General features: G+C 65.6%; 21 protein-coding genes. 15 read left to right on the forward strand and 6 right to left on the reverse strand.

From position 1 onward, the window contains the following. Positions 1 to 92: 92 nt before the first annotated feature. Both ACP5M5_RS06715 and ACP5M5_RS06720 read left to right on the forward strand, forming a co-directional pair. The gene (locus ACP5M5_RS06715) at positions 93 to 689 is read left to right on the forward strand and encodes an NYN domain-containing protein (protein WP_427936330.1); all 597 of its coding nucleotides are present in this window, start codon (positions 93 to 95) and stop codon (positions 687 to 689) included. Continuing rightward, positions 676 to 1,362: a uracil-DNA glycosylase gene (locus tag ACP5M5_RS06720; protein WP_427936332.1), complete on the forward strand. Its 687-nt coding sequence runs from the start codon at positions 676 to 678 to the stop codon at positions 1,360 to 1,362. The genes ACP5M5_RS06715 and ACP5M5_RS06720 overlap by 14 nt, the downstream gene beginning before the upstream one ends. A 72-nt stretch (positions 1,363 to 1,434) precedes the next feature. Here ACP5M5_RS06720 and ACP5M5_RS06725 read toward each other — a convergent pair whose 3' ends face one another. Further along, positions 1,435 to 2,394 carry an NAD(P)H-dependent flavin oxidoreductase gene (locus tag ACP5M5_RS06725; protein ID WP_274965961.1) on the reverse strand — a complete coding sequence of 320 codons (960 nt, stop codon included), beginning with the start codon at positions 2,392 to 2,394 and terminating at the stop codon, positions 1,435 to 1,437. Positions 2,395 to 2,606: 212 nt separating this feature from the next. Between ACP5M5_RS06725 and ACP5M5_RS06730 the strand changes: the two genes are divergently transcribed. The 12 genes from ACP5M5_RS06730 to ACP5M5_RS06785 all read left to right on the forward strand — a co-directional run bounded on the left by ACP5M5_RS06730 (position 2,607) and on the right by ACP5M5_RS06785 (position 17,688). Then, entirely contained in the window at positions 2,607 to 3,842 is a 1,236-nt protein-coding gene (locus ACP5M5_RS06730; protein ID WP_427936334.1) for a branched-chain amino acid ABC transporter substrate-binding protein, read from the forward strand. Between the two features lie 29 nt (positions 3,843 to 3,871). Then, positions 3,872 to 4,810 (forward strand): branched-chain amino acid ABC transporter permease, encoded by a 939-nt coding sequence (locus tag ACP5M5_RS06735; protein ID WP_427936335.1) that lies wholly within the window; start codon positions 3,872 to 3,874, stop codon positions 4,808 to 4,810. A gap of 1 nt (position 4,811) precedes the next feature. Then, positions 4,812 to 6,107 (forward strand): branched-chain amino acid ABC transporter permease, encoded by a 1,296-nt coding sequence (locus ACP5M5_RS06740; protein WP_427936336.1) that lies wholly within the window; start codon positions 4,812 to 4,814, stop codon positions 6,105 to 6,107. Further along, a complete protein-coding gene (locus ACP5M5_RS06745) occupies positions 6,104 to 6,865 on the forward strand; it encodes an ABC transporter ATP-binding protein (protein WP_427936337.1) in 762 nt (253 codons plus the stop codon). Before ACP5M5_RS06740 ends, ACP5M5_RS06745 begins: the two co-directional genes overlap by 4 nt. Further along, positions 6,862 to 7,566 (forward strand): ABC transporter ATP-binding protein, encoded by a 705-nt coding sequence (locus ACP5M5_RS06750; protein WP_427936338.1) that lies wholly within the window; start codon positions 6,862 to 6,864, stop codon positions 7,564 to 7,566. Before ACP5M5_RS06745 ends, ACP5M5_RS06750 begins: the two co-directional genes overlap by 4 nt. A gap of 27 nt (positions 7,567 to 7,593) precedes the next feature. Continuing rightward, on the forward strand, positions 7,594 to 9,708 hold the full coding sequence (locus ACP5M5_RS06755) for a 3-hydroxyacyl-CoA dehydrogenase NAD-binding domain-containing protein (RefSeq protein ID WP_427936339.1): 2,115 nt from the start codon (positions 7,594 to 7,596) through the stop codon (positions 9,706 to 9,708). Between the two features lie 16 nt (positions 9,709 to 9,724). Continuing rightward, on the forward strand, positions 9,725 to 11,404 hold the full coding sequence (gene pimA / locus ACP5M5_RS06760) for a dicarboxylate--CoA ligase PimA (protein WP_427936340.1): 1,680 nt from the start codon (positions 9,725 to 9,727) through the stop codon (positions 11,402 to 11,404). A gap of 13 nt (positions 11,405 to 11,417) precedes the next feature. After that, positions 11,418 to 12,599, forward strand: coding sequence for an acetyl-CoA C-acyltransferase (locus ACP5M5_RS06765; RefSeq protein WP_427936342.1), 1,182 nt, complete (start codon positions 11,418 to 11,420; stop codon positions 12,597 to 12,599). Between the two features lie 161 nt (positions 12,600 to 12,760). Further along, positions 12,761 to 13,960 (forward strand): pimeloyl-CoA dehydrogenase large subunit, encoded by a 1,200-nt coding sequence (gene pimC / locus ACP5M5_RS06770; RefSeq protein WP_427936343.1) that lies wholly within the window; start codon positions 12,761 to 12,763, stop codon positions 13,958 to 13,960. A gap of 7 nt (positions 13,961 to 13,967) precedes the next feature. Further along, positions 13,968 to 15,107, forward strand: coding sequence for an acyl-CoA dehydrogenase family protein (locus ACP5M5_RS06775; protein ID WP_427936344.1), 1,140 nt, complete (start codon positions 13,968 to 13,970; stop codon positions 15,105 to 15,107). Positions 15,108 to 15,172: 65 nt separating this feature from the next. Continuing rightward, positions 15,173 to 16,519, forward strand: coding sequence for an amidase (locus tag ACP5M5_RS06780; RefSeq protein ID WP_427936345.1), 1,347 nt, complete (start codon positions 15,173 to 15,175; stop codon positions 16,517 to 16,519). Next, the gene (locus tag ACP5M5_RS06785; protein ID WP_427936346.1) at positions 16,516 to 17,688 is read left to right on the forward strand and encodes an MFS transporter; all 1,173 of its coding nucleotides are present in this window, start codon (positions 16,516 to 16,518) and stop codon (positions 17,686 to 17,688) included. The genes ACP5M5_RS06780 and ACP5M5_RS06785 overlap by 4 nt, the downstream gene beginning before the upstream one ends. Here ACP5M5_RS06785 and ACP5M5_RS06790 read toward each other — a convergent pair. From ACP5M5_RS06790 to dcd, 5 genes are all read right to left on the reverse strand, one after another. Further along, positions 17,589 to 18,227 carry a phosphatase PAP2 family protein gene (locus ACP5M5_RS06790; protein ID WP_427936347.1) on the reverse strand — a complete coding sequence of 213 codons (639 nt, stop codon included), beginning with the start codon at positions 18,225 to 18,227 and terminating at the stop codon, positions 17,589 to 17,591. The two genes, ACP5M5_RS06785 and ACP5M5_RS06790, sit on opposite strands and share 100 nt — an antisense overlap. Next, positions 18,224 to 19,585: a cytochrome P450 gene (locus ACP5M5_RS06795; RefSeq protein ID WP_427936348.1), complete on the reverse strand. Its 1,362-nt coding sequence runs from the start codon at positions 19,583 to 19,585 to the stop codon at positions 18,224 to 18,226. Before ACP5M5_RS06795 ends, ACP5M5_RS06790 begins: the two co-directional genes overlap by 4 nt. 229 nt (positions 19,586 to 19,814) lie before the next feature. After that, the gene (locus ACP5M5_RS06800; protein WP_427936349.1) at positions 19,815 to 20,816 is read right to left on the reverse strand and encodes a 4-hydroxyproline epimerase; all 1,002 of its coding nucleotides are present in this window, start codon (positions 20,814 to 20,816) and stop codon (positions 19,815 to 19,817) included. A gap of 8 nt (positions 20,817 to 20,824) precedes the next feature. Beyond that, positions 20,825 to 22,081 carry a UDP-N-acetylglucosamine 1-carboxyvinyltransferase gene (murA, locus tag ACP5M5_RS06805; RefSeq protein WP_427936350.1) on the reverse strand — a complete coding sequence of 419 codons (1,257 nt, stop codon included), beginning with the start codon at positions 22,079 to 22,081 and terminating at the stop codon, positions 20,825 to 20,827. A gap of 149 nt (positions 22,082 to 22,230) precedes the next feature. Further along, a complete protein-coding gene (gene dcd / locus ACP5M5_RS06810; RefSeq protein WP_427936352.1) occupies positions 22,231 to 22,785 on the reverse strand; it encodes a dCTP deaminase in 555 nt (184 codons plus the stop codon). A 139-nt stretch (positions 22,786 to 22,924) separates the two neighbouring features. Here dcd and ACP5M5_RS06815 point away from each other — a divergent pair, with 139 nt between their 5' ends. Beyond that, the gene (locus ACP5M5_RS06815; RefSeq protein WP_427936353.1) at positions 22,925 to 23,686 is read left to right on the forward strand and encodes an SDR family NAD(P)-dependent oxidoreductase; all 762 of its coding nucleotides are present in this window, start codon (positions 22,925 to 22,927) and stop codon (positions 23,684 to 23,686) included.

Genomic DNA, 23,686 nt, shown 5'->3' on the forward strand with positions numbered 1-23,686 from the left:
TTTCCCTTGGGGCGGTAAGGCGTATCGTATTCGGCCGGATCGTCTCCCGCGAGGCGGGATACCCTATTGTAGTGCGGAAAGGATTTGAAGTCATGGATTTCGTCGCCTCCGAGCGTCTCGCTTTGTTCATCGACGGCGCCAGCCTCTATTCGGTGTCGCGCAATCTCGGGTTCGACGTCGATTATCGCAGCCTGCTGGAATTCTTCCGCAACCGCTCGCACATGATCCGCGCCTATTACTATTCGGCGCTGCTCGAGACCGAGGAATATTCCCCCCTCAAGCCGCTGACCGACTGGCTCGCCTATAACGGCTATACCCTGGTCACCAAGCCCGCCAAGGAATTCACCGACGCCTCTGGCCGCCGCCGTGTCAAGGGCAACATGGATATCGAGCTTGCGATCGACATGCTTGAGCTGAGCCCGCGCATCGATCATGCCGTTCTCTTCAGCGGCGATGCCGATTTCCGCCGCCTGGTGGAAGCGGTGCAGCGCCGCGGGGTGCGCGTCTCGGTGGTGTCTTCGATCCGCACCAGCCCGCCGATGGTCGCCGATGAGCTTCGCCGCCAGGCCGACCAGTTCATCGAAATCGCCGATATCGCGCCGGAATTCACCCGCCGCCAAACCGAGCCTCGTCCCCGCCCGGCCGGGCGCCATGGCGGCATTGACGGCGCGCCGCATGACGATGTCTAAGCCCGAGCGCCGGACAGCGCTGGCCGATGACGACGATGCCGAGCCCGGGCGCGACTGTCCGCTTTGCCCGCGCCTCGTCGCCTATCGCCTCGCCAACCGTGACGCCGAACCCGCTTGGTTCAACGCACCGGTCCCCGGTTTTGGGTCGCGCGATGCGAGACTGCTCGTGGTCGGGCTCGCGCCCGGCCTGCGCGGCGCCAACCGCACCGGACGCCCGTTCACCGGCGATTACGCCGGAATCTTGCTCTATGAGACGCTGCTCCGCTTCGGCTTCGCCGAAGGTCGCTACGACGCGCGCGCCGATGACGGGCTTCAGCTCCGTGATTGCCGCATCGTCAACGCCGTGCGCTGCGCCCCGCCCGCCAACCTGCCGCAGCCAGCGGAAATCAACGCCTGCAACCCATTTCTGGTCGCGGAGTTGAAAAACATGATGCGGCTGGAGGCGGTGCTGGCGCTCGGCGTCGTCGCCCACACCGCCGTTCTCAAAGCCTGTGGCGTGCCACTCGCGCGCTACCGCTTCCGCCACGGCGCGATCCACGCTTTGCCAGACGGCCTCATGCTCGCCAACAGCTACCACGTCTCGCGATACAATACCTCAACCGGCCGGCTGACCAGCGCCATGTTCGAGAATGTCGTCGAAACGCTCGCGAACCGGCTCGCTGAGGCCACCTGAGCAAAGACGAGGAACGCAGGGGGCTTTGCCCCCTACACCCCCAGCAAAGGCAATGCCTTTGCAAACCATCCCTCAAGAATGTTGGCACAGGCGCGCCCGCGCCGCTTCGTATTCGCGCCGCAAACGCGCGATCAACGCCGCCGCCGGCACCACCGCATGCACCGCCCCGATCCCCTGGCCGGAGCCCCAGATGTCCCGCCACGCTTTGGTGCGGTCGGAGGCGAAATTCATCTTCGAGGGATCGGATTCGGGCAGATGGTCGGGATCGAGCCCGGCATTGATGATGCTGGCGCGGAGGTAATTGCCATGCACGCCGGTGAAGAGATTGGTATAGACGATATCCTCGGCGGCGCCGGCGACGATCGCCGCTTTGTAGGCCTCGGCGGCGTTGGCCTCCTCGGTCGCGATGAAGGCCGAGCCGATATAGGCGAAATCGGCGCCCATTGCTTGCGCGCCGAGCACGCCGGCCCCGGTCGCGATCGCCCCCGAAAGCGCGAGCGGGCCGGAAAACCAGGCGCGGATTTCCTGCACCAAGGCAAAAGGTGACAAGCGCCCGGCGTGGCCGCCGGCGCCGGCGGCGACCGCGATCAAGCCATCCGCCCCCTTCTCGATCGCCTTGCGGGCAAACGCATTGGTGATGACATCGTGCAAAACGATGCCGCCATAGGAATGAATCGCGGCATTGACCTCCTCGCGCGCGCCGAGCGACGTGATGACGATGGGCACGCGATGCTCGACACACACCGCGAGATCATGCGCGAGCCGGTCATTGGAACGATGCACAATGAGATTGACCGCAAACGGCGCCGCTCGCACCTCCGGCAGCATTGCGTCATGCGCGGCAAGCTCGGCCTTGATCCGGGTGAGCCATTCCCCGAGCTTTTCTGCCGGGCGGGCATTGAGCGAGGGAAAGGCACCGATGACACCGGATTTGCACTGCGCGATGACGAGATCGGGATTGGAGATGATGAAGAGTGGCGCGGCGATCGCCGGCAGCGCGAGCGGCGCCGCGAGGGAAGGGGGCAAACTCATCGACGGGCGTCCGCTTTCGCCACGCGCCGCGGCAACGTTTCGTGCATCACGTTATCTTCCTTCCCTATAAGTGAAGAGGCGTTCATTGACAGGCCTCCTTGGCCGGTGACAAAGTCCCCTATAGAAGATCGCTGACGTTTCATTGGCAAGGCCGATCGGCGAGCGACCGGCTGAAAACCACGAACGAACAGAAATGACGAGGGAGGGCGGAGATGAAGTTTACCAAAGCCGTTGTGCTCGGCACCGTCGCGGCAGGGGCCCTGCTCGCCGGGCCGGCCGTGACCGCGCGCGCCGATGAGGTTGTGCGGATCGCCTATATCGACCCGATGAGCGGCCCGTTCGCGTCGACCGGCCGGCTCGGCGAGCAGCATTTCCGCTTCGCCATCGACCGGGTGAATGCCGCCCACGCCGCCGGCAACCGCACCTTCGAATTGGTGGTGATGGATAACGAGGTGAGCCCGGAAAAGTCGCTGACCATGTTCCGCAAGGCGGTCGATGACGGCATCCACTACATCACTCAGGGCGATGGCTCCTCGGTCGCCTTCGCGTTGTCGGACGCCACTGCGAAAAACAACCGCCGCGATCCCGAGCATGCCGTGCTCTATCTCAACTATGCCGCCGTCGATCCCGCGCTCACCAACGAGAAATGCAATTGGTGGCATTTCCGCTTCGATGCCGACAGTGACATGAAGATGAAAGCGCTTGCTGACTATATTGTCGCGAGCCCCAACATCCATAAAGTCTATGTTTTCAACCAGGATTATTCCTTTGGGCAATCGGTGGAAAAAGCAGCGGTCGCGATGATCGGCGGCAAACGTGCCGATCTTGCGATCGTCGGCACCGAACGCGTGCCGCTCGGCAAAGTGACCGATTTCACCCCTTATATCGCCAAAATGCGTGCCGCCGGCGCCGATGCGGTGGTCACCGGCGCCTGGGGCGCCGATCTCACGCTGCTCGTCAAAGCCGCCGCCGATACCGGCTTTCCCGCAACCTTCTTTACCTATTATCTCGGCGCTCGCGAAACCGTGCAAGCGGTCGGCATGGCCGGCAAGGGCGACGCCCAGATCAGCGAGTGGCACGAGAATGTCGATGCCCCCGCGATCGACCGCATGGCGGCCGAGTTCAAAGCCAAATACAACGAGAATTTCTATTACTGGCGGGTCGTCGACATGATCGACACGCTGGCCGCGGCGATGAAGAAGGCCGACAGTTCCGACCCGCTCAAGGTCGGAAAAGTCTTGTCCGGGATGAAGTTCGACACCCCCCTCGGCCACGAAGAGATCCGCGCCGACAATCATCAATTGCTGCAGCCGATGTATGTCTCGATCCTGGCGCCGGACATGCCGCATATGTTCCCCGGCGTGCCGCTCGGCTTTAAGACCATCAAGCGCTTCGACGCCGAGGAGACGCGCCTCCCCACCACCTGCGCAATGAAGGCGCCGGGCTGAGCGCGGCCGCGGGAACAAGGCCAGTTTTGATGCAGGAAATCCTTCTCGTTCTGCTCAATGGCCTGGTTTACGGGCTGCTTCTCTTCATGCTCTCGAGCGGTCTTACGCTGATCGTCGGCATGATGGGCGTCCTCAACTTCGCCCATGCCAGCTTTTACATGCTTGGCGCCTATTTCGCTTATACGATCAGCGTCGGGCTCGGTTTCTGGCCGGCGCTGGTGATCGCGCCGTTTCTCGTCGGTGTCCTTGGCGTCGCGGTCGAGCGGTATGGCCTGCGTGCCGTGCATCGCCATGGCAAGCTCGCCGAGCTTTTGTTCACCGTCGGGCTTGCGTTCATCATCGGCGAGATTGTGCCGCTGATCTGGGGGCGGACGGCGGCGCCCTATCGCGTGCCGGCGGCGCTCGATTTCCCCGCGTTCACCCTCGGCGGCATTCAGTATCAGGCCTATCGGCTGTTCATGATGGCGGTTTCGGTCGCGATCTTCGCCGGGCTCTATGCCGCGCTCGCGCGCACCCGGCTCGGCCTCGTCATCCGCGCCGCCTTGACCCATCCCGACATGGTGGCGATGCTCGGCCATAACGTGCCGCGTGTGTTCACGCTGGTGTTCGGCGCCGGCTGCGCGCTCGCCGGGCTCGCCGGCGTCATCGGCGGCAATGTCTTCACGACGACGCCGGGCATGGCCGATGCCCTCGGCCCGATCGTCTTCGCCGTCGTCATCATGGGCGGGCTCGGGTCGATTCCCGGCGCCTTGATCGCCTCGCTCGCGATCGGGTTCGTCCAGACCGCGTCAGTGACGCTTGATGCGCCGCTCGGTTCGGTGCTCGGCCATATCGGCTTACCGCTCGACCCGCATGGCGCGCTCGGCCAACTCACCATCGCCCATGCCGCGCCGGCGGTACCCTATCTCATGCTGGTCCTTCTGCTTGCGCTCAATCCGCGTGGGTTGATGGGCGCGCGGGCGGATTGAGATGGCGGACCCTCTCGCCATCGCCAGCGCCGGCAAGAGCGGGATGCGCCGCGGCGTGCGCGGCGCCGCCCTGTTCTGGGGCGCGGCGATCGTGATCGCCGCCGTCGCGCCGCATTGGCTCGCCAGTGGCTTTGGTCTCTCGCTTCTCAACCGCATGGCGATCGCCATCGTTTTCGCGCTCTCCTTCAACATGTTGCTTGGCCAGGCGGGGATGCTCGATTTCGGGCATGCGGTGTTTTTCGGCCTGGGCGGCTTTGCGAGCCTGCATCTCTTGAAGCTGGTCGATGGTGGTTTGGCGCTCCCGGTGGTGTTTTTGCCGCTCGCTGGCGCCGTTGGCGGCGGGCTCACAGCCCTTCCCGCCGGCTGGCTCGCGACACGCCGCGAAGGCACCTCGTTTGCGATGATCACGCTCGGTATCGCCGAACTCGCCGTCGCCCTGGTAGTAATGATCCCGCAATGGTTTGGCGGCGAGGAGGGGGTTTCCGGCGACCGCTCGGCTGGCCCGGCGCTATTTGGCTTTGATTTCGGCTCGGCGCTGCAGATCTACTACGTGCTCGCGGCTTGGGCCATGATCGCCGCGGCGCTGATGTGGGGGGTGACGAGGACGCCGCTCGGGCGGCTGGCCAATGCCGTCCGCGACAATCCGCTGCGGGTCGATTTTCTCGGCTACGACCCGGCGCGCATCCGGTTTCTGACCTTTCTCCTCGCCGGGATCTTCGCCGGGGTCGCGGGCGGGATGCAGGCGCTGAACGACGAGATCATGACCGTCTCCAATATCGGTTCGGCGGCCTCGGGCGCGGTTTTGCTGATGACCTATATCGGCGGTGTGGGAACATTTTCCGGGCCGGTGATCGGCGCCGTGGTGGTGACGCTGCTGCAGGTCGCGCTCGGCACCGTGACTGACGCCTGGCAGCTCTATTCCGGGCTGATTTTTGTCACCATGGTACTCTGGGCGCCGGGGGGGATATCCGGGATCATCCAAAGCCATGCGCCGATCCTGCGTGCCGGCGGCGGCGCGCGGTTGCTTGCCCCCTATCTCGCGCTGTTGCCGGCGATGGCGCTGACGCTTGCGGGGGTGGTCGGGCTCGCCGAACTCGCCTACCGGTTGCAAGCCGTGCGCGGCGGCGCCAAGGCCGGGCGCCTGTTCGGCCTCGCCATTCAGCCGACGGAACCCGCGCAATGGCTGATCCCGCTGGCTCTGTTCCTCCTCGGCGCCGTTCTTCTCCACCGCCTTGCGCCGCCGGCGCGCGCCGCCTGGCAGGAGGCGGCGGCGCACGCGGCGAGGGGCGTTTCATGAGCGAGCCCGCCCTGTCGCTCCGCGGGCTTTATAAAAGCTTTGGCGCGACCTCGATCCTGCGCGATGTCTCGCTCGACATTCCGGCCGGCACCCGCCATGCCATCATCGGCCCCAACGGTGCGGGTAAATCGACGCTGTTTCATCTCATCACTGGCCGCCTCCGGCTCGATCGCGGCAGCGTCTGGCTCGCGGGCGAGGACATCACCGGGCTTTCGCCGCACGCGATTTTCCGCCGCGGCCTCGCCCGCAGTTTTCAGGTGACGAGCCTGTTTCCGCGGCTTTCGGTGTTCGAGAATCTGCGCATCGCCGGCATGCGCGTCTCCGGCTGCGGCCATGCCTTCTGGCGCCGGATCGACGGGTTCGCCGACCTTACCGCGCGCATCGAGGAGATGCTGGCTCTTCTCGATCTCGGCCCGCGGCGCAATGTCGCTGCCGGTGCGCTCGCCTATGCCGAGCAGCGGGCGCTCGAAATCGGCCTCGCCCTCGTCGGCGGTGCGCATACCATCCTGCTCGACGAGCCGACCGCCGGCATGAGCCGCGCCGAAACCGAACGCGCCGTCGCGCTGCTGCGCAGGCTTTCCGCCGGGCGCACGCTGGTGATGATCGAGCATGATCTCTCCGTCGTGTTCAACCTCGCCGATGCCATCACCGTGCTCGCCGATGGCGGGGTGATCGCCTCCGGCCCGCCGGAGACGGTGCGCGGCGATGCGCGGGTGCGCGCCGCCTATCTTGGCGCCGCGGCGGAGGTTCTGACATGATGCTCGAGATCCGCGACCTCGACGCCTGGTACGGCAAGAGCCAGGTTCTGCGCGGGGTTACGCTTGCGATCGGCGAGGGCGAGATCGTCGCCCTGCTCGGGCGCAATGGTGCCGGCCGCTCGACGACGCTGAAGGCGATCATGGGCGGGGTTACGCGCGCTGGCGCGATCCGCTTCAAGGGCGAGGACATCAGCACCCTCGCGCCCCATGAGATCGCCCGCCGCGGGCTCGGCTATGTCCCCGAGGATCGCGCCATTTTCCCCGATCTCACGGTCGCCGAAAATCTGCTGCTCGGCGAGAAGCGCGGCGTGCGTCGAGGTCAAGCGGCCTTTGCGCTGGCCGACGCCTATGCTTTGTTCCCACGCCTTGGCGAGCGCGCGGCGGCGCCGGCCGGCGCGCTTTCGGGCGGCGAGCAGCAGATGCTCACCATCTGCCGCACCCTGATGGGCAATCCGCGCCTGATCATGGTCGATGAGCCGACCGAGGGGCTGGCGCCGATGATGGTCGCGCGGGTGCGCGATCTCCTCGCCGAGGTGGCGCGGCGCGGGGTTACCATCCTGCTCGTCGAACAGAAACTGGCGATTGCCCTCGAACTCGCCCAGCGGCTCTATATCATGGGTCATGGCAGCATCGTGTTCGAGGGCACGGCGGCCGAATTTTCGGCGAATGCAAAAATTCGTCAGGAATGGCTAGAAGTGTGACAAGATAGAACGGCGGAGGAAATGATCATGGGCAATATCAATGCGGTGGTGACTTACGAAACCACAGACGGCGGCGCGATCGCGATCATTGCGATGGATAATCCGCCGGTGAATGCGCTGAGCCACGCGCTCCGGAGCGGCCTCGTCGCCGCCATCGAAAAAGCCCGTGACAGTGGTGCGGTGAAGGCGGTGATGCTGATTGGCACCGCGCGCGCCTTTTCCGCCGGCGCCGATATCAGCGAATTCGGCACGCCACGCCAGCCGCCGAGCCTGATCGACGTCATCGCGCTCCTCGATGCGATGGCAAAGCCGGTGATCGCCGCGATCAGTGGGCTTGCGCTCGGCGGCGGTTTTGAGCTGGCGCTCGGCTGCCATTATCGCGTCGCGGCGCCGGGGTCGCGCGTCGGCCTGCCGGAGGTCAAGCTCGGTCTGCTGCCCGGCGCCGGCGGGACCCAGCGCCTGCCGCGCCTGGTCGGCGCGGAGGTTGCGGCACAGATCATCGTCAGCGGCGATCCGGTGCCGGCGGCAAAAGCCTTGGCCATGGGCGCGCTCGATGCCGTTTTGGAGGGGGATTTCCGCGCCGCCGCCCTCGATTTCACCCGCGAGGTGATGAAGGCCGGGGGAAAACCACCGCGCGTGCGCGATCGCGACGACAAGCTCGCCGCCGCCAAGGCCGATCCCAGCGTCATCGACCGCGCGGTCGCAAAGCAGCTCCAGCGTCTGCGCGGTCTGCCAGCGCCGAAAGCCTGTGTGGACGCCGTGCGCGCCGCTGTCACCATGCCTTTCGAGGAGGGGCAGAAAAAGGAACTGGCGCTGTTCATGGAACTGCTTGGGAGCCCTGAGTCAAAAGCTCAGCGCCACGTTTTTTTCGCCGAGCGCGAGGCCGCGAAGCTCCCCGACATGCCGGCCGACACCAAGGAAAAGCCGATCGCCCGCGCCGTCGTCATCGGCGCCGGCACGATGGGCGGCGGCATCGCCATGTGTTTCGCCAATGCCGGGATTCCGGTGCGGGTGATCGAAACCGAGCAGGCGGCGCTAACCCGCGGGCTCGACCGGGTCGCCGAGAATTACCGCATCGCGATCTCGCGCGGCAGCCTGACCCAGGCGGAGATGGACAAACGCATGGCACAGATTTCCGGCACGATCGATTTCGGCGCCGTCGCCGAGGGCGATCTCGTGATCGAGGCGGTGTTTGAGGAGATGGATCTCAAACGCCGTGTGTTCACCGAGATCGATCGCCTCGCCAAGCCAGGCGCCTTGCTCGCGAGCAACACCTCGACGCTCGACATCAACCAAATCGCCGCGGTGACGAAGCGCCCCGAGGACGTGCTCGGGATGCATTTCTTCAGCCCCGCCAATGTCATGCGGCTTCTTGAAATCGTCCGCGCGCGCAAGACCTCGTTTACGGCGCTGGCGACGGCGCTCGGCATCGGCCGGCGTATCGGCAAGGTGACGTCGGTGGTCGGCGTGTGCGATGGCTTCGTCGGCAACCGCATGCTGGCGCGGCGTACGACGCAGGCGGAGATGCTGTTGCTCGAAGGCGCGCTGCCTTGGGATGTCGATGCCGCAGTGCTTGCCTTCGGTTTTCCGATGGGCCCGTTCGCGATGGGCGATCTCGCCGGGCTCGATGTCGGCTGGCGCATCCGCAAGGCACGCGGGGTGACAGCGGAAATTTCCGACACGCTCTGCGAAGCTGGGCGTTTCGGCCAGAAAACCGGCGCCGGCTATTATCGCTATGAGAAGGGCTCGCGCACACCGATGCCCGATCCCGAGGTCGAGAAAATCATTCTCGCGGCCTCGGAAAAACGCGGCATTACCCGCCGCCGGATCGATGCCGCCGAAATCACCGAGCGCATGATCTATCCGATGATCAATGAAGGCGCGCGCATTCTCGAGGAACGCATGGCGATGCGCGCGAGCGACATCGATATCATCTGGATCTATGGCTATGGCTGGCCGGTCTGGCGCGGCGGGCCGATGTTTTACGCCGATCAGGTCGGCTTGCCACAGATCCGCGATCGGCTCGCCCATTACGCTGCAACGAGCCCTGACAAAACCTTGAAGCCGGCGCCCTTGCTCGAAAAACTGGCGGCATCGGGCCAAGGTTTCGCGGATCTCCCGGTGCAGACCATCGCCGTTTGACGAAAGGGGCGCAGCGATGAGCGGCTCACGTCCGCATCCCTGGGAAGCGATCTATCCGCCGGGCCTCGACTGGGGGACGAAGATCGCGGCCGGCACGCTGACGGACATGCTCGACGAGGCGGTCGCCGCCTATGGCGACCGGCCGGCTTTCGAATTCAACGGTCATCGCATGAGTTTTGCGGAATTCGGTGCCGCCGTCGCGCGCGCCGCCGCCGGCCTTGCCCGCTTGGGCGCCGGGCCCGGGCGCTCGGTTGCGCTTTATCTCGCCAATCTTCCTTATCATCCGATCGCGTTTTTCGCGGTGCTCCGCACGGGCGCACGTGTCGTCCATCTCTCGCCGCTCGACCCGCCGCGCGCGCTCCGATATAAGATGGAGGATAGCGAGTCGCGCATTCTGGTCACCGCCAATCTCGCGAACTTATTGACAAACGCGGCTATATTGGCGCGGGACGGGGTTGCGGCGCATCTCGTGGTCGGCACCGCCGACGCCTGGGGGGCACTCCCGGTTCCGCTTTCGCCGCTTCCCGAAGGCGCGATCGACTTCGCAACCTTGGGCGAGGCGCCGATGCCGCCCTCGTGGCCGTCTCTGACGTCCGATGATGTTGCCGTTTTGCAATATACCGGCGGCACCACCGGTCTGCCGCGCGCGGCGATGCTCACGCATGGCAATTTCACCAGCGCCGTCGCGATTTATAATGCTTGGCTTGCCGGAAATGGGCGGGCATCGCGGCCGGATGATAAAATCATCGGCGTTTTGCCCTATTTTCATATCTATGCGCTGACCAATGTGCTTTTGCTTGGCATTAGGAACGGCGTCGAGCAGTTGTTGAGGATTCGCTTTGATGCGGAAACCACGCTCCGCGACATCAGCGAAAAGCGCGCGACCAATTTCCCTGGCGTGCCGACGATGTGGATCGCGCTCGCCAATCATCCCGACATCGAGAAATATGATTTGTCTTCGCTGCGGTCGATCGGTTCCGGCGGCGCGCCGTTGCCGCAAGAGGTGGCTGAGCGGCTGGAGAAGCTTACCGGCCATCGCCTCGGCGGCGGCTGGGGGATGACCGAAACCGCACCCGCCGGTACCTCGCTGATGCCCGGCCAGATCTATACCGCGGGGTTGATCGGCGTGCCATTGCCGGGGATCGAGATGGACATCGTCGCCCTCGATGATCCGCGCCGCGTTCTTCCTCCCGGTGAGCGCGGCGAAATCCGCATCAAGGGACCGAATGTCACCAAAGCCTATTGGAAACGGCCGGAAGAAACCGAGAGCGCTTTCGTCGATGGCTGGCTCCTGACCGGCGATATCGGCTATATGGACGAAAAAGGTCAATTCTTTCTCGTCGATCGCAAGAAGGATATGATCATCTCGGGCGGCTTCAACGTCTATCCGACGATGATCGAAAACGCTATCTATGAGCACCCTTCGGTTGCCGAGGTCATCGTGATCGGCGTGCCCGATCCCTATCGCGGCCAGGCGGCGAAGGCGTTCGTCACCTTGCGCGAGGGGGCTGAGCCATTCACGCTCGAGGAATTGCGCGCCTTTCTCGCCGACAAGCTCGGGCGCCACGAATTGCCGACGGCGCTCGAATTTCGGCCCAGCCTGCCGCGCACCCCGGTCGGCAAACTTTCCAAACGGGATCTGATCGAGCAAGAAGCGAGCCAACACACCCCCGGCGCGCCCGCGCCGGCGTCATAGAGAGGAGCCCACCATGGTCGAAGCCGTCATCGTCGCCACTGCCCGCACGCCGATTGGCAAAGCCGGCCGCGGCGCCTTCAATCTCACGCATGGCGCCGATCTCGGCGGCCATGTCATCCGCCACGCCGTGAGCCGCGCCGGAATCGAGCCTGGCGACGTCGAGGAAGTGGTGCTCGGCTGCGCCATGCCGGAAGGGGCGACCGGCGGCAATATCGCGCGCCAGGCGGCGTTGCGCGCCGGGCTCCCGGTTAGCGTCTCGGCGATGACGGTCAATCGCTTTTGCTCTTCGGGTCTGCAAGCGATCGCGATCGCCGCTCAGCGCGTCATCGTCGATGGCGTGCCGGTCGCGGTCGCCGGCGGGCTCGAATCAATCAGCCTGGTGCAAGACCACGCCAATCGCCATCATGCCCGCAATGAGTGGCTAGAAGCGCACAAGCCGGCGATCTATATGCCGATGATCGAAACCGCCGATATCGTCGCCGCCCGTTATAAAGTCTCGCGCGAGGCGCAGGATGAATACGCGTTGCAAAGCCAGCAACGCATCGCCGCGGCGCAGCGGGAAGGTAGGCTCGCCGAGGAGATCGTCGCGATGAGTACGGTAAAAGCCGTCGTCGATAAGGAAACCGGTGCCGTTTCCCACCATCCCGTGACCCTTGAGCAGGATGAGGGCAATCGGCCGGAGACTACGCTCGCCGGGCTCGCTGCGTTGAAGCCGGTGCGCGGGCCGGAGCATTTCATCACCGCCGGCAATGCGAGCCAGCTCTCCGACGGCGCCAGTGTCTGCGTCGTGATGTCGGACCGCGAAGCGTCGCGCCGTGGCTTGACGCCGCTCGGGGCCTTTCGCGGTCTCGCCGTCGCTGGCTGCGAGCCTGATGAGATGGGCATCGGCCCGGTCTTCGCCGTCCCCCGCCTGCTCCAGCGCCAGGGGCTGAAGATGGACGATATCGATCTTTGGGAACTTAACGAGGCCTTCGCGAGCCAGGTGCTCTATTGCCGCGACCGGCTCGGCATTCCCAACGATATCCTCAATGTCGATGGCGGCTCGATCGCCATCGGCCATCCCTACGGCATGAGCGGCTCGCGTATGACCGGGCACGCGCTGATCGAGGGTAAGCGGCGCGGCGCCAAGCGCGCCGTCATCACCATGTGCATCGGCGGCGGCATGGGGGCGGCCGGGTTGTTCGAGATTTTCTAAGGAAGAGTTTTTTTTGAAAAAAAGAACCAAAAAACTTTTGTCCTATCTTTGCGAAACGGGCAGTGCCACAGGCACTGCCCAAAGGACAGAAGTCTTTTTGCTTCTTTTTCTTCAGAAAAAGAAGAGTCTCTCTTGCCTTTTCTCATCTGGGAGTTTCGCTCATGGACCTCGCGTTCACCAAGGAAGAGATCGCATTTCGCGACGAAATGCGGCATTTCTTTCGCAACGAGTTTCCCGAGGCGATCCGGCGCAAAGCGAGCGAAGGACGCCATCTTTCACGTGATGAGATGGTTGTCTCGCAGCGCTTTCTGAACGCGCGCGGGCTTGCGGTGCCGCATTGGCCGAAGGCATGGGGCGGGCGCGACTGGAGCCCGATCCAGACCTATTTCTATCAGGATGAGATGCAGCAGGCGAACGTGCCGCCGCCGCTGCCGTTCAATGTCAGCATGGTCGGGCCGGTCATCGCAATGTTTGGCAATGAGCGGCAAAAACACGAGTTCCTGCCCAAGATTGCCAATATCGATATCTGGTTTTGCCAGGGATTTTCCGAGCCAGGCTCGGGCTCCGATCTCGCGAGCCTGCGCACCAGTGCGAAATGCGATGGCGATCATTACGTCGTCAATGGCCAGAAAACCTGGACCACGCTCGCGCAATATGCGGATTGGATCTTCTGTCTCGTGCGCACCGATCCTTCTGCCAAGCCGCAGGAAGGCATTTCCTTTCTGCTGATCGACATGCGATCGCCCGGAATCACGGTGCGTCCGATCCAGACCATCGATGGCGGGCATGAGGTCAACGAGGTGTTCTTCGACGATGTCAAGGTGCCGCTTGAAAACCTCGTCGGAGAAGAAAACAAGGGCTGGGATTACGCGAAATTCCTGCTTGGCAACGAGCGCACCGGCATCGCCCGCGTCGGCACCTCGAAAGAACGCATCCGGCGTATCAAGGAACTCGCGGCTCTCGAGCGCGTCGGCGAGCAACGGGTGATCGATAATCCGCGGTTTCGCGAAAAGCTGGCCGCCGTCGAGGTCGAATTGAAAGCGTTGGAGCTGACGCAGTTGCGGGTGGTTGCCAATGAGCGGCGCGGCGCCCGCGGCAAGCCCGATCCCGCCTCCTCGATCCTCAAGATCAAGGGCTCGGAAATCCAGCAGGCGACGACGGAATTGCTCATGGACGTGGTTGGCCCTTACGCCATGCCCTATCAGCCGCAATTCGAAGAAGGCTGGAACGAGCCGCCGATCGGCCCGGATTATGCCGCCCCCGCCGCCCCCACCTACTTCAACTGGCGTAAGATCTCGATCTATGGCGGCTCGAACGAGATCCAGCGCAACATCATCGCCAAGGCGATTCTCGGGCTCTGAGGGAAACATGGATTTCGATCTTAGCGAAGAACAATCGCTGCTCAAGGATAGCGTCGAAAAGCTCATCCTCCAAAATTACGATTTCGAGCAACGGAAGAAATATCTCAAATTGCCCGAGGGGTTTTCGCCCGATCTCTGGGCGCGATACGCCGAAATGGGGCTTCTCGGCCTGCCGTTCGCCGAGGCCGATGGCGGGTTCGGCGGCGGCGCGGTCGAGACCATGATCGTCATGGAGGCGTTCGGGCGCGGCCTCGTGCTCGAGCCCTATTTCGCGACCGTGGTGCTCGCCGGCGGCCTCTTGCGCCACGCGGCGAGCCCGGCACAGCGCGCCGAGCTGATCCCGGCGATCGCCGCCGGCACGCTCCGCCTGGCGTTCGCGCATGCCGAGCGGCAGGCGCGTTACGATCTCGCCGATGTCACCACCGCGGCGCGCGAAAGCGCCGGCGCCTGGCGCGTCAGCGGCGAGAAATCCCTTGTCCTCGCCGGCGAACACGCGGATCGGCTGATCGTCAGCGCGCGTGTTTCCGGCGCGCAGCGCGCGCATGACGGGATCGGGCTTTTCCTTGTCGATGCCAAAGCCCCGGGCGTCTCGCGGCGCGGCTATGCCTTGCAGGATGCCACGCGGGCTGCGGAAATTTCGTTGAGCGACACGCAAGCGATACCGCTCGGCGTGCCGGGGGAGGCGTTTCCCGTCATCGCGCGGGTGGTGGATGAGGCGATCGCGGCGCTCTGCGCCGAGGCGGTCGGGGTGATGGCGGCGATGCATGAAGTGACGCTCGATTATCTCCGCACCCGCAAGCAATTCGGCCGCGCCATCGGACAATTTCAGGTTTTGCAGCACCGCGCCGTCGATATGCTGGTTGCGATCGAGCAGGCGCGCAGCATGGCGATGTTCGCGACGATGATGGCCGCAGAAGCGGACGCCACCGACCGCCGCCGCGCGATGGCGGCGGCGAAAATCCAAATCGGGCGTTCGGGCCATAAAGTCGGCCAGGAAGCGATTCAGCTCCATGGCGGCATCGGCATGACGATGGAATATAAAGTCGGCCATTATTTCAAGCGCATGACGATGATCGAGCTTTTGTTTGGCGATGCCGACCACCACCTCGCCGAACTTGCGGCCATGGGCGGTCTGATCGGAGGATGACAGAGGGCGCCGATGGTGCCGGCGCCCTCTTTACGCCGCGCTGAGCGCGAGGCAGGATTCCGGCCATGGAAACCCTGCTCGATCTCGCCGCCGGCCTCGCCGATGGCAAACTCACCGCCCGCGCCCTCGTTGAACGTTCGCTCGCGCGCATCGGAGACCCCGCCGGCGAAGGGGCGCAGACCTTCATCAAAGTCCATGCCGAGGCCGCGCGCGCCAGCGCCGAGGCGATCGATCGGCTGCGCGCGGCAGGAAGGGCGCCCTCGGCCTTCGCCGGCATTCCGATCGCGCTCAAGGATCTCTTTGATATCGCCGGCGAACCGACCCCGGCGGGCTCGCGGGTGCTCGCCGCGGCGCCGCCGGCTGCGGCCCACGCCAGTATTGTTGCGCGCCTGATCGCCGCCGGCTTCATCCCCATGGGCCGCGCCAACATGACCGAGTTCGCCTATTCCGGCCTCGGCCTCAACCCGCATTACGGCACGCCGCGCAGCCCCTGGCAGCGGGAGATCGGGCATGTCCCGGGCGGTAGCTCCTCGGGCTCGGCGGTTGCCGTCGCCGATGGCATGGCGGCGGCGGCGATCGGCACCGATACCGGTGGCTCCTGTCGCATTCCGGCGGCGTTTTGCGGCATCACCGGCTATAAGCCGACGGCGCGGCGGATCCCGCGCGACGGCGTCTTGCCGCTTTCGGAAACCCTCGATTCGGTCGGGCCGCTGGCACCGCGTGTTGCCTGCTGCGCCATTCTCGATGCCATTATGGCGGGGGCGATCACCGCCAAGCCGCCAGCGCCGCTTCCGGTCAGCGGACGGCGCTTCGCGATTCCGGAAGGGCACGCGATGGCCGGCCTCGACCCGGCGATCGCCCACGCGTTCGAGCGCGCCTGCGCGGTCTTGCGCGATCGCGGGGCACGGATCGAGAGCCGCGTTTTCCCCCCGCTCGAAGACATTCCAGCAGCGAACCGCTTGGGCGGGTTCAGCGCCCCGGAAGCCTATGCCTGGCATCGCCAGCTGCTTGCCGAGAGCGCAGCCCTCTATGACCCGCGGGTCGCCGCCCGGATTTTGCGGGGGGCAGAGCCTCGCGCCGCCGATTACGTCGATCTCCTGGCGGCGCGGGCGCGCATCATCGCGGCGATGGATGCCGAAACCGCTGACTTCGATGCCCTGATACTGCCGACGGTGCCGATCGCGCCGCCACGCATCGCCGATGTCGCCGATGACGACGCCTATCAGCGTCTCAATCTGCAAACGCTGCGCAACACCTCGTTGGTCAATTTTCTCGACCGCTGCGCGATCAGCCTGCCCTGCCATTCGCCGGGCGAGGCGCCGGCGGGGCTGATGCTGGTTGGCGAGACGATGGCGGACGCGGCGCTGTTTGCCCTGGCCGCCGGCGTGGAAGCGGCGCTCGCGGGCGGGTGAGCGCGCGAGCCCACACCTGGCAGGTGATTTTCGCGCTCGGCACCACGCAAACGCTGGCTTGGGCATCGAGCTATTATCTGCCGGCGATTCTTGCCGCCCCGATGGCGCAGGGAACGGGAACCACCCGGACGGCAGTATTCGCCGCGGTCTCCGCCTCGCTTTTGATCGCGGCGGTGAGCGGGCCGGCGGTGGGTCGGGCGATCGATGCCCGCGGCGGGCGGCCGATCTTGATTGCCTCCAACCTCGTCTTCATCGCCGGACTAAGCGCGTTGGCTTTGGCGCATGGGCCGGTCGCGCTGTTTGCCGCCTGGGCGGTGGTTGGCGTCGGTATGGCGCTCGGGCTCTATGATTCGGCCTTCGCGACGCTTGCCGGGCTTTACGGCAATGCCGCGCGCGGGCCGATCACCGGGATCACCTTGTTCGCCGGCTTCGCCTCCACCGTCGGCTGGCCGCTCAGTGCCGTGCTCGCCGCGCATTTCGGCTGGCGCGGCGCCTGCCTCGCTTGGGCCGGGCTGCATCTCGTGCTCGGCTTGCCGCTGAACGCGTTTTTGGTGCCGCGCGCACCACCGCCAGCGCCCAAGCCCGATGAGGGGGAGCCCCGCGATCAGCGCCGCGAGATGGTATTGCTTGCCTATGTTTTCGCCAGCGCCTGGTTCGTCACCGGCGCGATGGCGACACATTTGCCGCAGCTTCTCGAGATGGCGGGGGCGAGCCCGGCGGCGGCGATCGGTGCGGCGGCGCTGGTCGGCCCGGCGCAGGTGATGGCGCGGATCGCCGAATTCCTGTTTCTCCGCCGCACCCATCCGCTGATCCCGGCACGGATCGCGACCGCGCTGCACCCGTTGGGCGCGGCGCTACTGGCGCTGTGGGGGGCACCGCTGGCGGTCGCGTTTTCGCTGCTTTATGGCGCCGGCAACGGCATTCTCACCATTGCACGCGGCACCTTGCCGCTGGCGATTTTCGGCCCCGAGGGCTATGGCGCGCGCACCGGCTGGCTCGGCGCCCCGGCGCGCGCGGCGCAGGCGCTGGCGCCCTTACTGTTCGGCCTGATCCTCGACCGGCTCGGGCTTTATGCGCTTTTGGTGTCGGCCGGGCTCGCGCTTTCCGCGCTCGCCGCGCTCTTCATGCTGCGCAAGACCGCGCCGCTCCACAGCAGCGCCGCGAAATAACTGACCAACACATCACTTGGCCAGTGGGCGCCCAGCGCGATCCGTGCCGCGAAGCCGAGCACGAGCGCCAGAACGGCGGCAACGACCCAGAGCCAGCGCCGCCGCGACGCCGCACAGAATAGGAAACACCCGATCGTCGCGCCAAACAACAGGGCGAAAGTGGAAGGGAAGGCCGATCCGGGCGGATGGCCAACGACGCGAATGAGCCCCGGCCCCGGCCGCGGCTGGAAAACGAGGTGGCGCAACAGCCGGTCGAGCAGCACCATACCAGCGAAGCTGAGCGCGACGGCGACCACGCCGCGCCCGCCGCGCAACCAGGCGGCGCCGGCGGCGGTTACGACCAGCAAAAGCCACACCGCCGGGAAACCGCCGAGCGCGGAGACGGCTTCAGCCCATCCCGGCGACGCCGGCAGCGTCGCCTGCACCAGGCGTGCCAGCGCGGGATCACCCGGCAGCCAGGACCGCGATGCCTCGGCGGCGATCAACAGGAGGAGGGCCAGGCCCGCCCCGCTCCAACGCCAGCCGAACCGCAGACTCATCGCGCATGAAGCCGAAATGGCGGCGCGCGATCGGGCTGTGTCGTCACTACGCTGACTGGCATCACCGGCGCCGCGTCCAGCCGTTCGATCACGAAGCGTCGCGCGAGCGTCGCCAGCACCAGCGTCGCCTCGGCGAGCGCGAACTGGGCGCCAACGCAGACCCGTGGGCCGGCGCCGAAGGGAAGATAGGCGAAGCGCGGCACGGGCGGCGCACCAGGAAGGAAGCGCTCGGGGTCGAAATGCTCTGGTGCTGTCCAGAGCTTGCGATGGCGGTGCAGCACCCAGGGCGAGATGAACACCAGCGCCCCGCGCGGGATGGTGAGGGCGCCGCAGCGCGTCTCGGCGGTTGCCTCGCGCACGATCACCGCTGCCGGCGGGTAAAGGCGAAGCGCCTCGCTGACCACGGCGCGGGTGTAGGAGAGCCGCTCGAGCGCCGCCGGCGCGCCCTCCGGCCCGAGATCGAGACCGTCCGCCTCGGCGGCGATGCGCGCCTGCACCGCCGGCGCGGTGGCGAGGAGAATCGCCGACCAGAATAGTGTCAGCGCCGTGGTTTCATGCCCGGCGATGATCATCGTTGCCACTTCGTCGCGGAGCTGACGGCGGCCCGCCGCGCCATCGCCGGCACAGGCGGCGCGCAGAAGGTCGAAGAGATCGGCGCCATCGCCGGTTTTGTCGTCAGCCGCCTCGCGCGCGGCGATGATGCGGCTGATCAGGCCCATCCAGCGGCGCTGAAACCACCAGCGGCGAACATCGCGCGGGCTCGGGATGCCGATCGGCAACACTAGGTCAAAAAAATCCGGCCGTGAGATGTCTCGTGACGCCGTGTTGAACATTTTCCGCATTTCGACGCCGAACATCTCCATCGCCACCGAGAACATTGAGCGTCCGGCGATGTTGAGGGCGAGAGCCTGCATCGCCGCCAGGAGATCGACCGGCGCCCCGGCCGCGGCTGCGGCGTCGAGCGCCGGCAGGGCGGCGGCGATCGCCCGCGCCGCCTCGCCCATCAGCGGCGGCAAAGCGCGCGGCGCGAGGGTCGGCCCGATCACCCGCCGCTGGCGGCGCCAGAGTTCGCCCTCGCTGAGCAAAAGCCCGCGTCCGACGAAGGGGCGAAGTAGCCGGATGGAGGGGGCCGTGCGGCGGAAATGGTTCGCCTCGCGAATGAGCACGTGCTGGATGGCATCGGGCGCGTTGAGCAGAAGGCGCGGCTTGCCGAGAAAACTCTGCCTTTCGACGTCCTGCTCATAGGCGCTATCGGTCCAGAGCTGGAGCGGGTTATTGCGGGCCGCACGCAAGACACCACGCCAGGAAAGCGACTGGCGAGGTGCCACCGGCACCGCCAGAGACGATGGTTCAGACATCCGACCCTCCCCGCCTGTGTCCTGTCTCAAGTCAAATTATGATATAACAATTAAATCAGTCAGTAAATTCCTTCTTTTTCTTCAGAAAGAGAAGCAAAAAGACTTCTGTCCCGGTTTCTCGGCGCGGCCAACGCCGCGATACGGGCAGTGCCTACGGCATTGCCCAAAAGGTAAAAGTTTTTTTTGGTTCTTTTTTCAAAAAAGAACATTTTTCTTGTTTTTCTTTTTCTCATTCCACCTGAAACCCGGCCCAAAACGGATCGCGCGGATCGACGAGGATGGTGTTGAGCCCGTGCAGGCGCGCCCAGCCGGCGATGCTCGGGCGGATCGCGGGTTTACCGCCGACCGTTGCGGCGCTTTCAACGCGGCCTTCGAACAACGAGCCGATGATGCTTTCGTGGATGAATTCGTCGCCAACCCGAAGCCGCCCGCGCGCGACGAGCTGCGCCATGCGCGCCGAGGTGCCGGTGCCGCAGGGCGAGCGGTCGATGGCGCGGGCGCCGTAAAAAACCGCATTGCGCGCGGTTGCCTTGGGATCGCGCGGCGCGCCGGCCCAGAGAATGTGGGAAACCCCGCGGATCGTCGCGTCCTCGGGGTGGGTGACGGCGATTGCGCGGTTGACGGCGTCGCGCAGCCCAGGGCTCAGGCGGAGAATAGCGTCAGCCGAAAGCGATTCGAGCCCGTCATAACCCGGCTGCTTCTCGACGATCGCGTAGAAATTGCCGCCATAGGCGATATCGACAGTGATGTCGCCCAAACCCGGGCAGGTGACGCGAAGATCGGCGGCGGCGAGGAACGCGGGAACGTTATGCAGCCGTACCTCCTCGATGAACCGCCCCTCACGCCGATAATGGGCGACGACCCGCCCGGCCGGGGCGTCGAGCGCCACCTCGCCCTCGCGCGCTGGCGTGATGAGGCCGTGTTCGAGCGCCATGGTCACCGTCCCGATGGTGCCGTGGCCGCACATCGGCAAGGCGCCGGAAACTTCGATGAACAGGATCGCCGCATCGCAATCGGCGCGGAGCGGGGGATAAAGGATGGCGCCCGACATCACGTCATGCCCGCGCGGCTCGAACATCAGGGCGCGGCGGATCCAGTCGAAGCGGGCGATGAAATCGGCGCGCCGTTCGCTCATCGTCGCGCCCGTGAGGAGCGGCGCGCCGCCGGCGACGAGGCGCACCGGATTGCCGCAGGTATGGCCGTCGAGACAAAAGAAGCTATGCGGCCCCATCGCTGGGATCACCCTTTGAGCCGCTCGACCGCGGCGCCGCAGCCAGTGAGCTTCTCGACCAGCGCCTCATAGCCGCGATCGAGGTGATAGACGCGGTTGACGATGGTCTCGCCGCGCGCGGCAAGGCCGGCGAGCACCAGCGAGACCGAGGCGCGGAGATCGGTCGCCATCACCGGCGCGCCAGAGAGCGCGCCGCCGACCCCGCGCACGATCGCCGAGGCGCCATGGACATTGATCCGCGCCCCCATGCGATTGAGCTCGGGGACGTGCATGAAGCGGTTCTCGAAAATCGTCTCGGTGATCATTGCCGCCCCCTCAGCAACCGCCATCAGCGCCATGAACTGCGCCTGCATGTCGGTCGGAAAGCCGGGATAGGGCTCGGTCATGACATCGACGCCGACGAGCTTCCCCACCCGTCGGGCGAAAAGCCCTGCCGCCGTCTCCTCGACCACGACCCCGGCCTCGCCAAGAGCCCGGATGAGGGCGGCGAGATGGGTTGCTTGCCCGCCTTCGAGCAGGATTTCACCGCCGCTCACGCCAACCGCGCAGAGATAGGTGCCGGTCTCGATCCGATCGGGAAGGATCGCGTGCGTCGCGCCATGGAGGCGCGCAACCCCGGTGATCGTCAGGCGGTCGCTGCCGATCCCGCTGATCTCCGCCCCCATGGCGTTGAGGCAGGCGGCGAGATCGCCGATTTCCGGCTCGCGCGCGGCATTGGCGATGATTGTCTCACCCTCGGCCAGCGTCGCCGCCATCAACAGATTCTCGGTCGCACCGACCGAGGGAAACGGCAGCACGATTTCGGCGCCATGCAGCCGGCCCGCGACCCGGGCATCGATATAACCGCCTTCGAGCCGGATGTCGGCGCCCATTTGCGCCAACCCCTTGAGATGGAGATCGACCGGGCGCGTCCCGATCGCGCAGCCGCCGGGGAGCGACACGCGCGCCTCCCCACAGCGCGCGAGCAGTGGCCCGAGCACAAGGACGGAGGCGCGCATCCGCCGCACGATGTCATAGGGCGCCTCGGTGCGGGTAATGCGCCCGCCGATCGCACAACGCCGGCCCTGGCGCTCGAGAGTGAGGCCGGCTTCGAGAAGCAGGCTCGCCATTGTGTCGATATCGGCAAGCTCTGGGACATTCTCCAGCACCAGCCGCTCTTCGGTCAAAAGCCCCGCCGCCATCAGCGGCAGCGCCGCGTTCTTGGCGCCGCCGATGGCAAGCCGGCCGGCGAGCGGCCGGCCGCCGCGGATCAGGATACGGTCCATGACAGGGGTTCTTTTTTGAAAAAAAGAACTTTTTCCCCGGTTGCGCGGTGCCTGCGGCACTGCTCCCCCAAGAAAACGGGACAAAAGTCTTTTTGCTTCTTTTTCTTCAGAAAAAGAAGCTCCTTCATCTTGACATCCATCCTAATCCTCTAGAGCTTGGGCAGCGCGACGCCGCGCTGGCCCATATATTTTCCCGCTTTGTCGGCATAGCTCACGTCGCAGGGGCTATCGCCTTTGAGGAACAGGAACTGGCAAATGCCCTCGCCGGCATAGATCTTGGCGGGCAGCGGCGTCGTGTTGCTAATCTCGATCGTCACCTGGCCCTCCCATTCCGGCTCCAGCGGCGTCACGTTGACGATGATGCCGCAGCGGGCATAGGTCGATTTGCCGAGGCAGATGACGACGACATCGCGCGGGATCCGGAAATATTCCACCGTGTGGGCGAGCGCGAAGCTGTTGGGCGGAATGATGCAGACGTCGCTGTCACGATCGACGAAGCTTTGCGGGCTGAAGGCTTTGGGATCGACGACGGCGGAGTCGACATTGGTGAAAATCTTGAAGGCGCGGGCGACGCGGGCGTCATAGCCGTAAGACGAAAGCCCGAAGCTGATCACCCCGTCGCGGCGCTGGGTCTCGACGAACGGGTCGATCATGCGGGTGGTTTCCGCCATTTCGCGGATCCAGTGATCGGGCATCACGGCCATGGCGACATTCCTCGAAACGGGGCCTCGAAACGGGGCGCGTTGTGCGCCACGCGGTCTAGCCCAGCCGTGTCAGCACGGCAATTGACCGCTGCCGGAACGCGTGCCACGGACTCCTCGACAACGAACCACGGAGGAAATCATGGATCTCAAAAATACCGCGGCGCTGGTCACCGGTGGCGCGTCCGGCCTTGGCGAGGCAACGGCCAGGGCGCTGGCCGCGGCCGGCGCCAAGGTCGCCCTTCTCGATATGAACGCGGCGCGCGCGGCCGAGGTTGCGAGCGAGATTGGTGGCATCGCGCTCGCCTGCAATGTCGCCAGCGCCGAAAGCGCCGAGGCGGCGGTGGCCGAGGCCCGCGCCCAGCATGGTGCGGCGCGGATTCTCATCAACTGCGCCGGGATCGGCAAATCGGGGCGCGTGGTCGGCAAAGCCGGGCCGATGCCGCTCGAGGATTTCCGCCGCGTGATCGAGGTCAATCTGATCGGCTCGTTCAACCTGATCCGTCTGATGGCGGCGGACGCCGAGACCCTGCCGCCGCTCGCCGACGGCGCGCGCGGCGTCATCGTCAACACCGCGTCGGTCGCGGCGTTCGATGGCCAGATCGGCCAGGCCGCCTATTCGGCATCGAAGGGCGGGATCGTCGGCATGACGCTGCCGATCGCGCGCGACCTGGCGCGCGCGGGGATCCGCGTCTGCACCATCGCGCCGGGGATTTTCGCAACGCCAATGCTGCGCGGCCTACCGCAAGAGGTCCAAGACAGCCTCGCCGCCAGCATTCCCTTCCCGCGCCGCCTCGGCCAGCCGGAAGAATTCGCGGCGCTGGCCATGCACATCATCGCCAACCCGATGCTGAACGGCGAGACCATCCGCCTCGACGGCGCCATCCGCATGGCACCGAAATAG

Source organism: Acidibrevibacterium sp., assembly GCF_049965395.1.
Taxonomy (GTDB): Bacteria; Pseudomonadota; Alphaproteobacteria; order Acetobacterales; family Acetobacteraceae; genus Acidibrevibacterium; species Acidibrevibacterium fodinaquatile.